The 17,906-nt window shown below is 30.7% G+C and carries 15 protein-coding genes; 2 read left to right on the plus strand and 13 right to left on the minus strand.

Features of this window, described 5'->3' with window-relative positions:
• Nucleotides 1–7: 7 nt before the first annotated feature.
• The 9 genes from CLPU_RS05275 to CLPU_RS05315 all read right to left on the minus strand — a co-directional run bounded on the left by CLPU_RS05275 (nt 8) and on the right by CLPU_RS05315 (nt 8,873).
• Nucleotides 8–1,435, minus strand: coding sequence for an alpha/beta hydrolase family protein (locus CLPU_RS05275; RefSeq protein ID WP_050354611.1), 1,428 nt, complete (start codon nt 1,433–1,435; stop codon nt 8–10).
• 47 nt (nt 1,436–1,482) lie between these two features.
• The gene (locus CLPU_RS05280; RefSeq protein WP_050354612.1) at nt 1,483–2,313 is read right to left on the minus strand and encodes a GNAT family N-acetyltransferase; all 831 of its coding nucleotides are present in this window, start codon (nt 2,311–2,313) and stop codon (nt 1,483–1,485) included.
• A 162-nt stretch (nt 2,314–2,475) separates the two neighbouring features.
• Complete coding sequence (locus CLPU_RS05285) at nt 2,476–3,348, minus strand: MurR/RpiR family transcriptional regulator (protein WP_050354613.1); 873 nt, start codon at nt 3,346–3,348, stop codon at nt 2,476–2,478.
• Nucleotides 3,349–3,637: 289 nt separating this feature from the next.
• Nucleotides 3,638–4,387: a class I SAM-dependent methyltransferase gene (locus CLPU_RS05290; RefSeq protein ID WP_200898493.1), complete on the minus strand. Its 750-nt coding sequence runs from the start codon at nt 4,385–4,387 to the stop codon at nt 3,638–3,640.
• Between the two features lie 229 nt (nt 4,388–4,616).
• Nucleotides 4,617–5,465, minus strand: a complete 849-nt coding sequence (locus CLPU_RS05295) for an undecaprenyl-diphosphate phosphatase (RefSeq protein WP_050354614.1) — start codon at nt 5,463–5,465, stop codon at nt 4,617–4,619.
• Nucleotides 5,466–5,518: 53 nt separating this feature from the next.
• Nucleotides 5,519–6,253, minus strand: coding sequence for an ABC transporter permease (locus tag CLPU_RS05300; protein ID WP_050354615.1), 735 nt, complete (start codon nt 6,251–6,253; stop codon nt 5,519–5,521).
• The gene (locus CLPU_RS05305; RefSeq protein ID WP_200898494.1) at nt 6,246–7,169 is read right to left on the minus strand and encodes an ABC transporter ATP-binding protein; all 924 of its coding nucleotides are present in this window, start codon (nt 7,167–7,169) and stop codon (nt 6,246–6,248) included. Before CLPU_RS05305 ends, CLPU_RS05300 begins: the two co-directional genes overlap by 8 nt.
• An 83-nt stretch (nt 7,170–7,252) precedes the next feature.
• Nucleotides 7,253–8,176: a sensor histidine kinase gene (locus CLPU_RS05310; RefSeq protein WP_050354617.1), complete on the minus strand. Its 924-nt coding sequence runs from the start codon at nt 8,174–8,176 to the stop codon at nt 7,253–7,255.
• A complete protein-coding gene (locus CLPU_RS05315) occupies nt 8,169–8,873 on the minus strand; it encodes a response regulator transcription factor (RefSeq protein ID WP_050354618.1) in 705 nt (234 codons plus the stop codon). The genes CLPU_RS05310 and CLPU_RS05315 overlap by 8 nt, the downstream gene beginning before the upstream one ends.
• A gap of 635 nt (nt 8,874–9,508) precedes the next feature.
• Here CLPU_RS05315 and CLPU_RS05320 point away from each other — a divergent pair.
• Nucleotides 9,509–10,870 (plus strand): MATE family efflux transporter, encoded by a 1,362-nt coding sequence (locus tag CLPU_RS05320; protein WP_050354619.1) that lies wholly within the window; start codon nt 9,509–9,511, stop codon nt 10,868–10,870.
• A gap of 161 nt (nt 10,871–11,031) precedes the next feature.
• Here the strand turns inward: CLPU_RS05320 and CLPU_RS05325 are convergent, their stop codons facing one another.
• Together CLPU_RS05325 and CLPU_RS05330 are read right to left on the minus strand one after the other, a co-directional pair.
• The gene (locus CLPU_RS05325; RefSeq protein WP_050354620.1) at nt 11,032–12,780 is read right to left on the minus strand and encodes an ABC transporter ATP-binding protein; all 1,749 of its coding nucleotides are present in this window, start codon (nt 12,778–12,780) and stop codon (nt 11,032–11,034) included.
• Nucleotides 12,767–14,515: an ABC transporter ATP-binding protein gene (locus CLPU_RS05330; protein ID WP_050354621.1), complete on the minus strand. Its 1,749-nt coding sequence runs from the start codon at nt 14,513–14,515 to the stop codon at nt 12,767–12,769. Before CLPU_RS05330 ends, CLPU_RS05325 begins: the two co-directional genes overlap by 14 nt.
• A gap of 136 nt (nt 14,516–14,651) precedes the next feature.
• On the opposite strand from CLPU_RS05330, the gene CLPU_RS05335 reads away from it, so the two are divergent.
• Nucleotides 14,652–15,518, plus strand: coding sequence for a LysR family transcriptional regulator (locus CLPU_RS05335; protein ID WP_050354622.1), 867 nt, complete (start codon nt 14,652–14,654; stop codon nt 15,516–15,518).
• A gap of 167 nt (nt 15,519–15,685) precedes the next feature.
• On the opposite strand, the gene CLPU_RS05340 is transcribed toward CLPU_RS05335, so the two are convergent.
• Nucleotides 15,686–17,068, minus strand: coding sequence for a sensor histidine kinase (locus tag CLPU_RS05340; protein ID WP_050354623.1), 1,383 nt, complete (start codon nt 17,066–17,068; stop codon nt 15,686–15,688).
• 4 nt (nt 17,069–17,072) lie between these two features.
• Entirely contained in the window at nt 17,073–17,783 is a 711-nt protein-coding gene (locus CLPU_RS05345) for a response regulator transcription factor (protein ID WP_050354624.1), read from the minus strand.
• Nucleotides 17,784–17,906 lie beyond the last annotated feature (123 nt).

Consider the following 17,906-nt stretch of genomic DNA (forward strand, 5'->3'; position numbering starts at 1 on the left):
ATTATATTTAGTGCTTTACAAACCCTATTTCGGGATAACGCTCTGATATATCTTCCATATTAATAGAATTATCTCCTTTGACATACTTATCAAAAAACGAAAGACTGACATCATTGATAATATGGTGGACATACCGTGGATCTTCATCTTTCAATTTTAGCAATGGAGAGATCAACTTGAGATCAGTATAACTCATGTGATCCGTATTTGGAATCGTCAGAGAGTAACCACCACCCGCCATAGCAAGCTGTCTTCGTCGTACTAATTCGTTCCATATATCCTCATGGCTACCTGTAGGTAAATCAGATTGTTTCTTATTAGCCTCTATATAATAATCTTCAGTGTCCTGTGTATCCATCATCATAAACGGCTTAGCAAGCCCCTTCTTTGGGGCAGACTTTCCATACAGACCACCATCCATATTAATTCCTGCTTTCACTCGATCATCTTCTAATAGTATCTGCATAGCTGTTGCTCCTCCATATGAATGACCGAACATGCCAATCCGTTTCATATCAATAGCACCATAAAATCGGTTGTTCACATCATTTCGATTCAACTGCTCCAATTTGTCTAGAACGAACTTCACATCTTGAGTCCATAGAGATATATGTTCGTCTAGTACTGGAAGACCGTCATCTAACTGAGACCGGTTAAGCGCAGTTCGTCCATCTGGAAACACAGTAGCAGCTGCATCATAAGTATGGTCAATCGCTGCTACTATATAGCCGTTACTTGCTAGTTCCTCCATCTGAAACGTATTTTGATTACGGAATTGATCCATACCATGGGAGAATATTAACAATGGCCAAGATGTCTTCTTTTCGAACAGCATTGCTTCCTGATGAGAATGAGTTTTCACCTGTCCTAGATGCTCAAAAGTGAATGCTGGAAACGGTAGCGTCAATGCTAAACCTGAAGCTAATTCTTTAGGATTAGCGATATAAGGAGCGATGGACTCATCACTTCCTGTCCTAGCAGGATACCAAAGCTGGACCATAAGTTCCCGCTTATCCTTTGGATCTTCAGTATATTCCTCTAATCGTTTGTTATCTATGAAATGAAACGTAGTTGTTCCTACTTCATAGGCTCCAGTAGGTTTGTTAAATGAAAATATCGGCATAAGAAGTGGTAGAGTAACTGCAGCAGCCAAGTATAAGCCTATGAAACAGCCCTTAAATATGCGTGTTACTAAAGAAGTAGAAGCTACATGTTTACGAGGATATATGAAAATTTGTAATAAAAGCACCATTAACACTGAATATGCAGGAATCATTTGCCATCGGTATCCTTCAAGAAACAGTTGTAATGATGTAACTACACTAGAAACTCCAAGCAGAATAATATTGTTACGAGTCAAACCTCTCCTAAATAGTAAGACTCGAATCAAAATTAAAAAATTTATTATAATAACAAAGAATTCTATAGTTCTCATAAAGCTTCCCTCCATTCTTCTACTTTTTCACCTACAATGATTCAGACTTAAAACTCAAACTCTAATGTCTTAAGCTTAGACTCAAACTTAAATCCCAGCTTTTCTCCTAAACTAATCGACTCAACATTTGTTTCAAGTGTTGACCAATGCGGTATTATCACATTTTTAATACAATGCTCCAAATACGCTACACATGCCCAAGTCGCTAATCCTTTATTCATTTCTTCTTCATAGTATGTTTCAACATTAATCTCATGCTCATTTTTATTTACGCAACAGGACAAGCAAGTGCTAATCAATCTGTTTCCCTTCATTATACAATAGCCAAATCCAAACTTAAGAAAATCATCTATTGAATACCAAAATTCACCTAAAACTTTAGAAATAATTTTATCAGGGTCATTGTTTATAATCTCAGAGTTAATTCTTTTAATCTGATATCCATTAGGCAAAGGCTTATAACTACGCTTTAATAAATTGAACCTCTCAGGATCAAATTTATAATAATACTCATAATCTGTTTCATACTTTCTGTGTGATATTACCTCTTCCAATGCTCTTTCCCAACTTTTATCATTTATGACCGTGATAAAATAGGTTCCACCGCATGATTCATATGTGTCTATTTTCAACTGATTATCAATAAATTCACGTAAACAAGAAGTAAATTCTTCATTATATACATCTCCAATGAAAATGCTACTTATTCCAACAACATCAACCAACGCTGTTCGTGGATACTCTAAATTATCAACATATATATTACCTCTATTCGTACCACTAATAATAGCATTTAGAGTTAGATCGTTGATTTGGTCTGGTGTTCGTAAGATTGTTCTTATCTTATGATAATCTTTTTTATCAAGTTTATAAATCATTATGTAAACCCCTCCTATTTAAAAACATTTTTTACTACAGGTTATACTCATCCACTGGAGTTATAGTATTTATAATTCTCAAACAGAGTTATCATTCAGCTACCAGAATCTTTAATTTCAAACACATATTAATGGTAAATAAGTAATCCTCACCTATCTTTCTTAATCCTCAATAAAGGGGTAGAATCGACTACTAAGCTTATCAAAATCCTTAAGTCGCTTTTGAGCATTCTCTGCATCCATCATCATCACACCGTTAATTAATATTTCCATTACAGAGAAAATCGTAGTTATCCCTTTTACATATTCTGGTTTAGGAGCATTCACTCTTATCATTAAGTCAGCTTCCGAAGCAATGGGAGATAATTCTCCATCAGTAATGGCAATGATTTTAGCTCCAATTAGTTTTGCTTCTTTCATAAAGGTAAGTGTCTCTTTTCGATGACGTGAGAAAGAAATTAGAATAACTAACCATTCTGTCTCTTTTTCAGTAAAAAAATAATTAGCATCATCCATCGCACCTGTATATAAATAGGTATTTCCCTTAATTGTATTCAGTATTGAAGAAAGCCATCTTGCTGGAATGTTAGCAGACATAAATCCAGCCACCATTACTTTCTCAGCATGGATAATCATTTCTATAGCCTTCTGATATATTTCTTTGTCAAGTTCGTATAAAACTTGCTGAATTGCGTCTATTTGAGTTTTCAAGGTATATTCAATAAAATTTTCTTTGTTCATCTTATTGATTGTAGAATTATGATACTTCTGAACCGGACCTTCTTGATGATTACTTGTAAGCAAAGACTTCTTGATATCCATTTGAAGACTACTATATCCTGAGTAACCAAGAGCATAGCAAAATCTAATTACTGTAGTCTCACTTGTATTTGTCATCTCTCCAATCTTCTTTGCTGGATGAAGTGCCACCAAATTAGGTTTATCCAATACAAACTTTGCGATATTTTTTTGACTCATCGTAAGTGTCGCATATTGCTTTCGAATTTGTTCTCTAAAATCAGACTCCAGACTCATAGATTAGCTTCCTTTCAGATAAAATTAATCTAATTATATTATTGGAAGTATTTATTGTCAATGTAAAATGCATAATGAAGTGTACACTTCATTATGCAGTAACCAAGAATTTTATTATTGAAAAATAAATACGAATCTTTATAGCGAAGATAAAATTTATATAGGAATTGAAGATAGAAGAAATGAGATACTTGAAAAAAGAATTTGAAAACTTATTTGAAAATTAAGTTTTTCAAGTTTAGATAGATTGTAATAATTCGAATAATATAAATAATATCATTACTTTGTACTAGTCTATGGATTTCTTTGCTCTTATGAATAAAAATTGGGGTCTTTTGGTTAATCTATCGTATATCTTAGGCTGTTCCATTTTAAATTGTTCTGTTGGCATAGGTTCTAATAATTTTTCTATTGTAAATCCTCCATCGATTACAGGTGTAATAACTTCATTTAGAGGTCTTGTATAGAACTGTACTTTTACTTTTCCGTTATTCGTTTCCCATTCATCATTCAATAACTCCGTCAAAAAATAATTTTCTCTATTAAATTCTATAAAGTCCGTAAATGGATGATGGACTGAAAAAATCAGTTGTCCTGATTTTTTTAATATTCTATTAAATTCATTCATAACAAAAACCCAGTTTTTAACGTAATGAAGTGCTAAAGATGACAAAACGATATCAATTGATTCATCTTTAATAAAATCTAGTGGCTCGTTTAAATCAGCTCTTATAACATTAGCTTTATTTCCAACTCTTTTTTTAGTTATTTCTATCATTTTAGGACTAAAATCTATTGATGTAACACTGGCACCTTTTTCTAGCAGGTATTTGGTATACCAGCCTGCTGCACATCCTGCATCTAAAACTGTCTTTCCTTTCACATCTGGAAGCAGTGATACAGTAGCCGGTCTCTCATAATAAGCATTAAATGGTTTTGTATCTACATATTCAAAATAATATTCTGCCATTTTCTCATAGGAATCAAGCGAAACTGAGTCCTCATTTATTATCATCTCTTTCTCTATTTTATCATTCAATATAACCCCTCCTATAAAAAATTACTTTTTAATATAACATATAAAATTAATATTATATATTGTCTAATCAATCATAATTTCTATATTATACATAGTACCAGATTTATTAATAAGTATTTGTCTTACTTTGTAAAGTCTTTAAAAAAATAAAACACCGGTTAGGATGGTTCATGCCACCTAATCCGGCTTATTTTTTACTCTTTTAAATCATGACAATTCCAAAACCTTTTTAGTGAAATATTCCTAGAGCTCCTGTCACTAAAACTATAACTGCAAATATCATTCTATATATTGCAAATATTTTCATTGGCTTTTTCTTTAAGTATGAAATAAATTTATTAATTACTGCTAAAGCCACTACAAATGAAACTAAAAATCCAACAGCAAGAGAAATCAATTCTACGGATGTAAGACTAAGTATACCTCCAACTTTTAAAATCTTTAAAAAGCTCATTCCAACCATAACTGGAATTGCTAAGAAAAATGAGAATTCAGCAGCTGCAACAGTAGAAAGCCCTGATACCCATCCACCTATAATTGTTGAAGCTGAACGTGACATTCCTGGAATTATAGCTAAACATTGGAATAGTCCGATTATCACTGCTTGTTTTACTGTAACATTTAATTCTTGTCCTTTTAAATTATTATTTCTGAATTTCTTTTCAGCATACATCATCCATATAGCACCTAAAAATAAAGTTGCGGCTACAGATACTGGTGTAAATAAGTATTTATCTGCTAAATCATCTAATAATATTCCAAAAACACCGCCAGGAATACAAGCAATAAATATCATAAACCAAAACTTAAATCCTGATTTTTCATATCCAACTTTTTGTGGAAAAAAATTCACAAGAGTTTCTTTTATCTTTTTCCAATAAAGTATAACTACCGCTAGTATAGCTCCAAGTTGTATTACATATGTGTACATCTCAACATACTTTGGGTTTATTCCTTTAAATCCTATTAAATTTTGAAAAATAACAAGATGTCCTGTAGAAGAAACTGGCAAGAATTCTGTTATCCCTTCTACAATTCCTAATATTATGGATTTTATTACTAAAGATATTGTCTCCATTTTTTAATCACCCTTTCTAAGTCTTATCATTTTTGTCTAAATCCTTATCTCCATCAGTTAATATCTTCTTTTTTAAAATAGACTATAGTTGCTATAAATCCAATAATAGACGTAACAAAAATTGAAATATAAGAATACATTAAAGGATATTTTGAAACAAATGTATTGTCTGTTATAATAACCGTCGCTGACCATGGAAATAAAGCAACATATCTTGAATTTGTAATCAATACATTCACCATAGTTATACCAATGGTAAATACAATAGTAGGTACAAAATTTTTAAATAAAAATGTTACAAATATAACTGGAGTTGTCAAAAGAAAAAGAAAGCTACCTCCTATAATATAATTTTTAAATGAATTTATCAATACTTTAATACTTAAACCTTCAAACTGTCCTATTAGTCCAAAAACTAGAGTTAATATCCAAGAAACTATAGTTAATACCATAATCCAGATTAATAGCATAATAAACTTACTAACAATGAAGCTTATTCTTGATACAGGAATAGTCAATAAGCCTTTTAATGTGTCTTCTATATACTCTCTATTAAATATATAAGCAGTAATTACCCCATATAGAAGTATTCCTATCAGTACAATGAAATAAAAATTTGTATCAGAAAAAAACTTCTTAAATAGAATAGGTATATCCGGTCTTTCCTTTCTCATACTTAGACGTTCTATAAAACACATAAAGGGGGTTACTGAAGCTCCAATAATACTAATTAAAAACATTTTAGATCGTTTAAGCTTCAAGATCTCTGTATATAATAAATTAAGCAATAGTACCACCCCCTATTAAATTTACAAAATAATCTTCTAATCTATCTTCACTCATATTAATCTTTAGTACTTCAATATCATTTTCTACAAACATTTTATTAATTTGTCCTTGCTGACCTAAATGCGAGTACACACGAATGTTTCCTTTTTCACGAACTTCATAATCATTAATATTAAAATGTTTTTCTATAAGCATAACTGCTTTATTCTCATTAGATACTTGAAATTCTATATACTTACGATTTCTTTTTCTAAGATCCTCAATAGTGATTTCTTCTAGTAGTTTTCCTTCATGAATAATTCCAATAAAATCTGCCAGTTGTTCAATCTCTGTAAGAATATGACTTGAAATAACAATAGTAACATGCTTTTCTTTACACAAATTCTCAAGAAAACTTCGCATTTCCTGTATTCCAATAGGGTCTAGACCATTAATTGGTTCATCTAAAATCAATAGTTCTGGCTCATGCATAATAGCAGCTGCAATTCCTAAGCGCTGTTTCATTCCTAGAGAATACTGAGATACTATTTTTCTAGGTTCTTTATCAAGACCTACTCTTGAGAGAGCATATTCTATAGCATCTGAACGATGGATTCCACGTAAACGAGCTAATATTGCGAGATTTTCTCTACCTGTAAGGTTTTGATAAAATCCTGGTGTTTCAATAATTGATCCAATACGGGGATAGATTTGTTTCTCATTTCCATTCAGTTTTTTTCCAAATACCTCAATTTCACCCGAAGTAGGTTTAACTAAATTCATAATCATTCGTAGTGTAGTAGTTTTACCTGCACCATTACGTCCCAAAAGACCATAAATAGATCCTTTAGGAACATGAAGATTTATACCATCAACTGCTACTTGTTCATCAAATTTTCGTGTAAGGTCTTTTGTTTCTAAAACCCAATCTTGCATCCTCATCGCTCCTTGTCTTACTTGTTTATTTTGTCTATATACTTATTCTAACCAGTAGATCTGACATGGAGCTTACGTGTTTCTTACTTTTTCTTACTTTTTGGAAGAGACACTCTCACAAAAGTTTTAATATAAGGAGTACTTTCCATAGAAATTTTTCCATTCATCTTCTGTACAAGCTCTTTTGCAATAGTCAGACCTAATCCATGGCCCTTCGTTGATCTTGAAGAATCGCCCTTATAAAGACGTTCAAATACTCGCAATATTTCATCTTTAGAAAGTCCAGGTCCCTTATCCCACACTTCAAAATAAACACAACTATCATCAGACCATGCAGATACTCCAATAAAATGATTGCACTTTCCATAACGCAAAGCGTTTTGAAGTAAATTACTGAAAATACGCGTTAATGCATGTTGATCTCCCATTACGAAACATTCTTCATCTGGAATTTCAATTTCCATGGTAATATTTTCTTTTTGTAACTGAGGAATCCAACCTATAAGCTCACTACGTAAGAGTTCAAATAGGTCAATATTCTCCATATTAAACTGCAATTCATCTGCATCTATTTGAGCAATAGTAAATAGTTCATCAATATACTCTTTTAATGCATAAGCTTTATCTTTTGCAATATGCAAATATTCATCTGCTTCTTGACCAGCCATTCCTTCACATAATGCATCTAAATAACCTAAAACTGATGTCAATGGTGTACGCACATCATGGGATAAATTAGATAGCATCCTTTTTCTTGCCTGCTCTGCTTGAAATGCATTTATTTTATCGTTTTGATAAGAATCTACTAGCTGATTGATTTTAAATATTAAAGGAGCAATAGGCTCTTTAGCTCCAACATGTATTTTAAAATTTTCATTACCTGAAATAATATCTTCTAATGTACGTAAAGTCTCACGAATTCGACAACGATACTTCCATTCACGATAAAGGAAAAAGACAATTACTATGATTAGTATTATGATAAACCAAATACTATCCCTATTCATTGCCCACATCTCCATTAAATTTATAACCCATCCCCCAAGCTGTTAAAATGTATATTGGATTTTCTGGGTCTGGCTCAATTTTTTTGCGTAACCTTCTAATGTGTACCATTATATTATTATCATCATAAGCATATTCATCTTGCCATACATTTTGATATATCTGTTTTTTAGTAAAAATTTGTCCAGGGTTAGATGCTAAAAAGTATAATAAATCATACTCTTTTCCAGTAAGTGAAATATCTTTTTTATTGTAAGTCACACGCATATATGAAGGATCAATAACAAGAGAGCCAAAAACCATACAATGTGGTTTTTTAGGTTCAGCACCAAGTACAACGTAACGACGAATTAATGATTGTACTCTTGCAGTTAGCTCAGACAAGCTAAAGGGCTTAGTTATATAGTCATCTGCTCCTAATTTCAATCCTAAAACTTTATCCATTTCATTATCTTTTGCTGTAAGCATTAATACAGGAGTGTTTTTCGTTTCTCGTATATGAGTTAAAGTAGAAATTCCATCCATCTCTGGCATCATAATATCTAGTATAATCAACTGATAGTCCTGGGTATTAATTAAATTTAAACCCTCTATGCCTGTATGAGCCACATCTGCATTGTATCCTTCAGTTTCCATACATTTTTTAAGCAATCTACATAATTCAATATCATCATCTATAATTAGAATACTCTTTTTCATATAATCTCCCCTATCTAAAGCAATTTGACTTTTTTCAAGCATATGACATTTTTATAGCATACAAAAAATTCAGTAAATATAAAGGTATCAAATAAAAAATATATTTAAAAATTTCTATTGTCATTTATACTTTTTTGAAAAAGCTGTTATAAATAAAACTAAGATTCATATTTAAATTAGACTTACAATATTTATTAAACCCTTAAAATTATAGTATATCTGTTTCATGTAATTTTTAGTAACTAGTAAATCCTCAAAACATAATAAAAACCCTCTAGTCACGTTTTAATTTTATCACAAATGATAGAGTATATCTTCCAATTCAATTCTTATGATGACGACAATCATAGTACCATATAAAAAATAATCCTCTTTCCGTTATTTTTAATCCCTATATAAGTAGATAGCATATAGAAATTTTTTCTATAATTGATAAAGATAATTACTATTAGAATACCCTAAAAATTATCATATTGCTTTGAAAGGAGGTAAGAATGCTTTGGATAAAGCTATAAATAAAGATTAGAATTTAAAGCTTAAACTTCTAATCTAAGAACATTGATACTAAACCATTTACGGTATTTACTTTAGATAATTATTTTATATGAATTAATCTAAGAAAAGGAATGATATTTGTGAATAAAAATCGTGAAGAATTAATTAATGGTAATATGTTTAAATTGCTTTTAAAGCTTTCTATTCCAGGAATTATAGGAATGTTAGTCATAGGATTATATAATTTATGTGACGCTATTTTTGTAGGAAAATTAGTAGGAGAGACTGCCTTAGCTGCTGTAAGTGTATCCTCTCCATTTACTTTTATAAATAATTGTATTGCTGTACTTATAGGTGTTGGCTCATCTTCAATTTTGTCTCGTGCCATTGGAGCTAAAAACAATAAGGTGATCGATAAAATTTTAGGTAATTTAATAATATCTATATTAGTATTATCATTAGCTGTTACTATATTAGGATGTCTTTTTACAGAAAACTTACTTAGATTTTCAGGAGCCAAAGGAGATATATTAAAATTAGGAATAAATTATTTAAGAATATCATACATTGGATCATTTTTTGTTAACTTTTCACAAAGTGCCAATATGCTCATAAGAGGCGAAGGAAAAATGAAAGAAGCTATGAGTATTATGGCATTAGGTGCAATATTAAATATTATCTTAGATCCAATATTTATAAAGGTTTTAGGTTTAGGTGTTGAAGGTGCTGCTATTGCTACAGTAATTGCTCAAATAATCCAGGCTTTAACTACATTTATATACTTTAAACGTAATAAATCAATAATACCAGTTAATAAATTAAAGTTTGCCTTTGATTTAATGCCAGAGATATTATCTGTAGGAGGTTCAGCAGCTATGATGCAACTTATGTATCTAGTACAACAAACTGGACTATATAAGCTTGCATCAATATATGGTGGAGATGAACAATTAGTATTAATGGGAGTAGCTCTTAGAATTTTAATGTTTACATTTATACCTTTATGGGGAATGGGACAAGGGCTTCAACCTATAGTTGGAATGAATTTTGGAGCAAAGAAGTATGATCGTGTTAAAGATGCAGTTAAAATATTTAGTGTAGCTTCTGTATTATTTATAGGGATATTATGGGGATTTTACATGATTAAACCTACAGTTGTTTTAAGCTGGTTCCTTAATGATAAATCAGTAATAAAAAATGGATATAATTTGTTTAGACTTATGTTTTTAGCCTTTCCAGTATCAGGAGTTATCGTTATGTCTATGACATTCTTCCAGTCAATAGGTAAAGGCGGGAAATCTTCAGTAATAATTCTTTTAAAACAGGTAGTACTTTTTATGCCTTTAGCTATAATGCTTACTAAAGTTATTGGAATTAAAGGAACTTGGGTCTCTTCTACAGTCACAGACTTAATAGTATTTTTAATTAGTCTTGTTCTTTTAGCAATTGAATTTAAAAAATTAGATAATGTAAAATTAGAGAAATCTTCTGTATTAAAATAGAATTTTCATAAAAATTTCTTGTAGAATTTAAATAATATCAAATAGAAAAGGTATGAAAGTTATACATAACTTTCATACCTTTTAATATTAAAACATACTTACAACAGACTATAATTATATAATTTAATATTTCTTAACATTAGCCACAGCATTAAATTTTCTTAAACAGCATTAGGGGTATTTTTAAATTGACTTTTGTAAAGTTCAGTATAAAATCCTTTTTTATTTATTAGTTCTTCATGATTTCCCCTCTCTATTATTTCCCCGTCTTTCATTACTAATATTAAATCAGCATCACGAATAGTTGAAAGCCTATGTGCTATAACAAAACTTGTTCTATCTTTCATCATAGAAAGGAATGCACTTTGTATTTTCATTTCAGTTCTTGTATCTACACTACTAGTTGCTTCATCAAGTATAAGCATTGGAGGATCTATAAGCATTACTCTTGCTATAGTTAGCAGTTGTTTTTGACCTTCTGAAAGATTTGCTCCTGCTTCTGTAATAACTGTATCATAGCCATCTGGGAGTCTTTTTATAAAGCTGTGAATATGTGCTGCTTTAGCTGCATCTTCAATTTCCTTTTGAGTTGCATCCTGCTTTCCATAAGAAATATTTTCTCTTATTGTCCCTTCAAAAAGCCAAGTATCTTGAAGAACCATTCCAAATAATGATCTAAGATTATTTCTTTTTATTTCATATATATCTATTCCATCAATTAAAATCTTACCCTTAGTTATATCGTAAAATCTCATAAGTAAATTAACCATAGTAGTTTTTCCTGCACCTGTAGGTCCAACGATAGCAATAGTACTTCCTTTTTTTATTTCTGCATTAAAATTATTAATTAAAGGAACTTCTTCTACATATGAGAAAGATACATTATCAAAAGTCACATTACCCTCACAGTTTGTAATTTCTTTAGTATTTTCTAAATCTTTTGGCTCTGGTGTTTCATCTATTATTGCAAATACTCTTTCACAAGATGCAAGTGCTGCTTGAAGTTGTGTTGCAACACTAGTTACATTATTTATAGGTTGTGAGAATTGTGTAGAATACGTTAAAAAACTTGATATTGTTCCTACACTAAGCCCTCCCAAAACTGACAATAGACCACCAACTACCCCAACTAATACATACGTAACGTTATTAATAAATCTAATTGAAGGATTCGTAAGTGATGAATAAAATTGTGCTTGTTGACCACATTTATAAAGTCTATTATTAATTTCTTTGAATTTTGCCTCGGAACGTTTTTCATAGCCAAATGCTTTAACAACTTTTTGATTTCCTATCATTTCTTCAATATATCCATTTAATTCACCTACAGTTTTTTGTTGTTCTTTGAACATTTTATTTGATCTATTTGTAATAAAAGAAGCTATTATAAAACATAATGGAGTCATAAACAATATAACTAAAGTTATTTTTACGCTTAAAGCAAACATCAATACAAGAGAACTTATTATAGTTATAATTCCAGGATAGAATTGAGTTATGCCTTGAAATAATCCTTCAGAAATAGCATCAATATCATTTGTAAGTCTACTCATTATATCTCCATGTGCATTTACATCAAAATATTTAAGTGGAAGAGTACTAATTTTGTCAAAAGCCTCATTCCTTATATCTTCAACAGTTCTAAAAGCTATGATATTTGCTATAATTGTAAATATCCACATAAACAATGAGCTAACTATATATACTATTGCCAAAATAATTATTATTTTTAATAAATTATTAAAGTCTACCCTTCCCCTTCCTATGATTTTGTCTATTCCCTTTCCTACAATAAAAGGGATAAAAGCTGTCAAAGCATTACTGATAAGTGCACATATAAGAGATATACTCATGTATATTTTATAATTTCCAATATACTCGAATAATCTAAATAAACTATTCTTTTTCAACTTCATCACTCTCCTTTGAAAGTTGTGAATTACATATCTCTTTATATACACTACAATTGTCAACCAATTCTTCATGGGTTCCAATACCTGCAACTAAGCCATCATCCAAAACTATTATTTTATCTGTAGTTTTTATTGTACTCACTCTTTGACTAACCATAATAATAGTCATTCCTTTTGTATTCTTCTTAAGATCACTTCTAAGTGCCGCATCAGTAGCATAGTCTAACGCACTTAAGCTATCGTCCATAATTAGTATTTCTGGTCTCCCTACAAGAGCTCTGGCTATAGTAAGTCTTTGCTTTTGACCTCCTGAAAAATTAACTCCTCCTTGAGATACATTAGTTTCATACTTTAATGGAAGCTTTTCAATAAATTCTGCAGCTTTACCGATTTCAGCTGCTTTTTTAACTTCCTCTATACTTGCATCTTCTTTTTCCCATCTTATATTCTCTGAAACCGTTCCAGAAAATAAAATTGCCTTCTGTGGCACTATCCCTATTTTATCTCTAAGTTCTTCTTTAGAATATTCTTTAACGTTAATTCCGTTAATTAGAACTTCTCCCTTACTAACATCATAAAGTCTAGGAATTAAATTTATAAGTGTTGTCTTACCTGCACCAGTACCTCCGATTATTCCAACTGTTTGTCCATGATCTATTTCAAAAGAAACATTACTTATTGAATATTCTTTTGAATTTTCATATGCAAAAGATACATTTTCAAATTTTATTAAGTTAACCTTTTCATCTGACTTCTTATCAGCTGAAAAATTATCATTATATTCTATACTTGGATTTGTATCAAATATTTGGTTTATACGTGAAGCACTCGCCACAGCTTTAGTAAATATTATAATAAGGTTAGCAACAATAGTAAGTGCTGATAAAATTAAAGTTGTATAATTTATATAAGCTATAATTTTTCCTCTTGTAATTGCACCACTATTTACTCTAACACCTCCAAACCATAATACAAATAAAACTGAAAAGTTCATTATTATACTTGTAATTGGAGACATTAAGGCTGAGATTTTGCCTACTTTAATTGAAGTATTTGTTTGATCTTCATTTGATTTTTGAAATCTCATTTTTTCATATTCCATTTTTGAAAATGCCCTTATAACTCTTATTCCAGATAAATTTTCTCTTAATATCAATGCTAATTTATCTAGTTTCTTCTGAACTGTTTTGTATAAAGGAAGTGATCTGCTCATTATCATATACAAAACAAAGGCAAATATAGGAATAGATAAGTACATTATTGTTGAAAGCTTAACATCTAAAAACATTACCATTATAATTCCGCCAATACATAAAAAAGGAACTCTTATAGCTAAACGAATAAACATCGCTAACGCTAATTGAAGTTGATTCACATCATTTATTACACGATTAATTAGTGAGGCTGTGCCAAACTCATCAATTTCACTATAAGATAGAGTACCTATTTTTTCAAACAACTCTTCTCTTAAAATTGTTCCGAATCCTTGAGATGCTATAGATGAATAATATTGACATATAAAAGAAAATATAACTCCCATTGTAGCAATAAGAAGCATTATACCTCCTATTTTCAGTATGTATGGTGTACTTTCCATCTTTATACCTTTATCCACAATCAAAACCATAATTGTAGGTATTGATATTTCAAGTATGGCTTCTAATAACTTAAAAATTGGTCCTAAAATAACTTGTTTTTTATATGGTTTAATGAATCTAAATAATTTAAACAAAGTCTAATCTCCTTATAATATAATTTATATTGAATTCTTTTTATATTTCGCCTATTATTATATCAAGCATAAATGTATATTAAAAATACATAATATGTATCGATTATATACAATTTTTATATGGGAAGTGGATATTATGGACATTAAGCAATTAAAATATTTTTATACAATTGCAGAAGAAGGGCAAATAACTAGTGCTGCAAAAAGACTTAATATTGCACAACCTCCTTTAAGTTACCAATTAAAAAATCTTGAAAATGAATTAGGAGTAAAGCTTGTTGAAAGAGGAAGTCGTAATATTAAGTTAACAGATGCAGGACTTATGCTGTATAATCGTGCAAAACAAATATTAAATTTAACAGAAACAACTATAGATGAACTAAAAGATTTTAAGAAAGGGATTCAAGGTACTTTATCTATAGGAACAGTATCATCTTCTGGTGCTGCACTACTAACTGATAAATTAAATATATTTCATAATAAATATCCATTTATAAACTTTGAAATATATGAGGGAAATACCTATGAATTATTAGAAATACTGAATAGAGGTATAATTGAAATTGCAATTGTTCGTACACCCTTTAATACTGCAGATATAAGTCATATTTACTTACCTTCAGAACCAATGGTTGCAGCGATGGTGGAAAGCTTAAATTGGGATAATAATAAAATTATTGATATAAAAGCCCTAATGGATAAGCCTTTAATAATATATAGACGATTTGAGAAATTAATATTTGATGAATGTCATAATTCAGGGTTTGAACCTAAAGTTTTTTGTAAAAATGATGATGCACGAACCACCTTATTGTGGGCAAATGCTGGTCTTGGTATAGCTATTGTTCCAAAATCAGCACTTAAACTTATAGGTTCATCAGATTTATTATATAAAGAAATTAATAATAAATCTTTATCTACTCAAATAGCTGCAATATGGATGAAAAATGGTTATCTTTCATCTGCTGCGAAGAACTTTTTAAATACTTTTGATAATGGATAATTATAAAAGACCTACAAGAGTAGCTATTTGTAGGTCTTTTTAATTAAGTACTTTTTAATCTATTCATTTTTTTATTAATGTAGTAATTACGTATGACTAAAATTCCAGTCTTTGTTTCTTCTCTTCCTCTTATAATTTGTTGTTTACATTTAGTTGTATTTTAAAAATTATCTTATACTCGGAAGTTTAATAATTGCCTTCATTCCTTGGTTATAATTGCTTTCTAATACAAGTTGTCCTTTATGAGCTTGTATGATTCTTGAAACCATTGGCAATCCCAGCCCATGTCCATTAGCAACAGTATGTCTTCTTTTTGATGAATATGGAAGCTCTATCAAATCTAAAAGTTTATCCTGCGGTATTCCTTTTCCATTATCAGATACAATTAAGTAGCATATCTGACAATCTGACGAAATACATGTTTTTAGGAGAATTTCACATCCATTTGGATTATGTGTAATGCTATTTTGCACCAAGTTAGTAATAGCACGAAGCAATAGTTTTTCATCAGCCTTTACCTTTACATCTTCATTGGAAACATCTAAGATAATTGTAAATCTTTCATCCAGCCCATTGTTAATAAACTCTGAAGCAATCTGTCGTACAAGAACAGACAGACGTATGATTTTTAAGTTTAATGGTTGCATTTCATATTCTAGCATAGATACAAGGTTTAAGTCATTAACAAGGGATCGAAGCTTTTCTGCCTGCTGTCGAATAATACCAGCTTGCTTCCGTTGCTCCACAGGTATAACCATACTTTCCTCCAACTGACTTGCATAACCAAGCACCATAGAAAGCGGAGTCCGGCTGTCATGAGATATACCTGCAATCCAGTTAGAACGTGCTTCATCCCGTTCCTTGAGTGTAGCATTTTTTTCTTGCAGTATATTGGAAGTATGGTTGATGCTTTTTGCAAGGTCACCGAAAATGTACTTTGATTTAACGTATACATTCTCCTCCTTGGCAAGAGCATGAATTCCGTCTACAAGAGATTTTATAGATTTAATAAGCCGTGTACCTATTAAAATTGATAAAAGTAAAGCCAATGCAATATTGCCTATTAATAAAGCAACTAACCGTATTGGTAAAGAGCTTATCCAACTAACAGGAAAATAAAACTGATATTTACCATAGCTGTTCTTTGGATAGCCAACAACTACAAGACCATCGTCATGCTCCCAAACAAAAACAGGGTAGTCCATTAAATAATTTCGTGAAAACTTTGCTACATCGTTTATGGTATAAGTAAGAGGAATTTCTTTAGGTAATCGGTAATTCCAGACTACCTGTCCATTATTGTCTAGAAGCATTGCCCATGCGTTATTTTGAGCTAACAGCTTTTCAGCAGACTCACTCAGATAGTACCTTGTATCCTTTAATTTAAGATTTGTTGCTACATTTTCGAGTACAGCTTTAGAAGAGTATTTTTCGTTCATTCCATTAAAAATAAATGAACCAAGTAGAATATAATTCAAAACCAGAATAAAAACAGATATTATAATTGTCGCACCTAGAAATCGTCTTAAAATCCGAATAACACCTTCCACTTTCTTACTCCTCCTTTATTATCAGCTTGTAACCCAGTCCTCTGACAGTAATAAGACTTTCTGGTTTTGAGGGATCTGTTTCTATCTTCTCTCGAATGCGTCTGATATGCACCATAAGAGTATTTTCATAACTATATAAGTCATCACCCCAAACTGCTTGACACAGAGCATCACTAGTCACAATACGTCCTTGATTTTCATACAACTTCAAAAGAAGCCCGTGCTCCTTTGCAGTCAATATCTGTTGTTTTTTATCTCTATATACTATAGCGCCTTCCAAATCAACAATACATCCTTTCAACATAAAAATTGGCAAACGTTCTGGCATTGAAGTAATATAAACACGTTTGAGTATAGCAGTCATCCGAAGAAGAAGCTCTCGAGGTAAAAAAGGCTTGGCAATATAATCATCTGCACCTAATCCAAGTCCCAATAAACGATCTTCATCCTCATTCTTTGCTGATAGAAAAAGCACCGGTATCTGTGAAAATTGTCGTATAGAAGAAAGCAACTCAAATCCGTCGCCATCAGGTAGCATAACATCTAAGATTGCAACATCAGGTTTATCTGAACGACAAATCTTCAAAGCCTCTCCACAATTTGCAGCAGAATATATTCGATAAAATCCTTCTTTGCGTAAAAAACTATCTATCATATTTCTAATTTCAAGCTCATCATCCACGATAAGTATTTTTTTGTTTTTTATATTTTCCATATCAAATCACCCATCTTTATTATACTTTACATTTATAAGATTTTTATTAATTCTTAACTTTTGCTTTAGATTTAAGGTTGCTGTAAGGTTTTCGTTAGCTTCAATAAAGGTACCGATGTTATG

The sequence above is a fragment of the Gottschalkia purinilytica genome, from assembly GCF_001190785.1.
In the GTDB taxonomy this organism is placed as follows: domain Bacteria; phylum Bacillota; class Clostridia; order Tissierellales; family Gottschalkiaceae; genus Gottschalkia_A; species Gottschalkia_A purinilytica.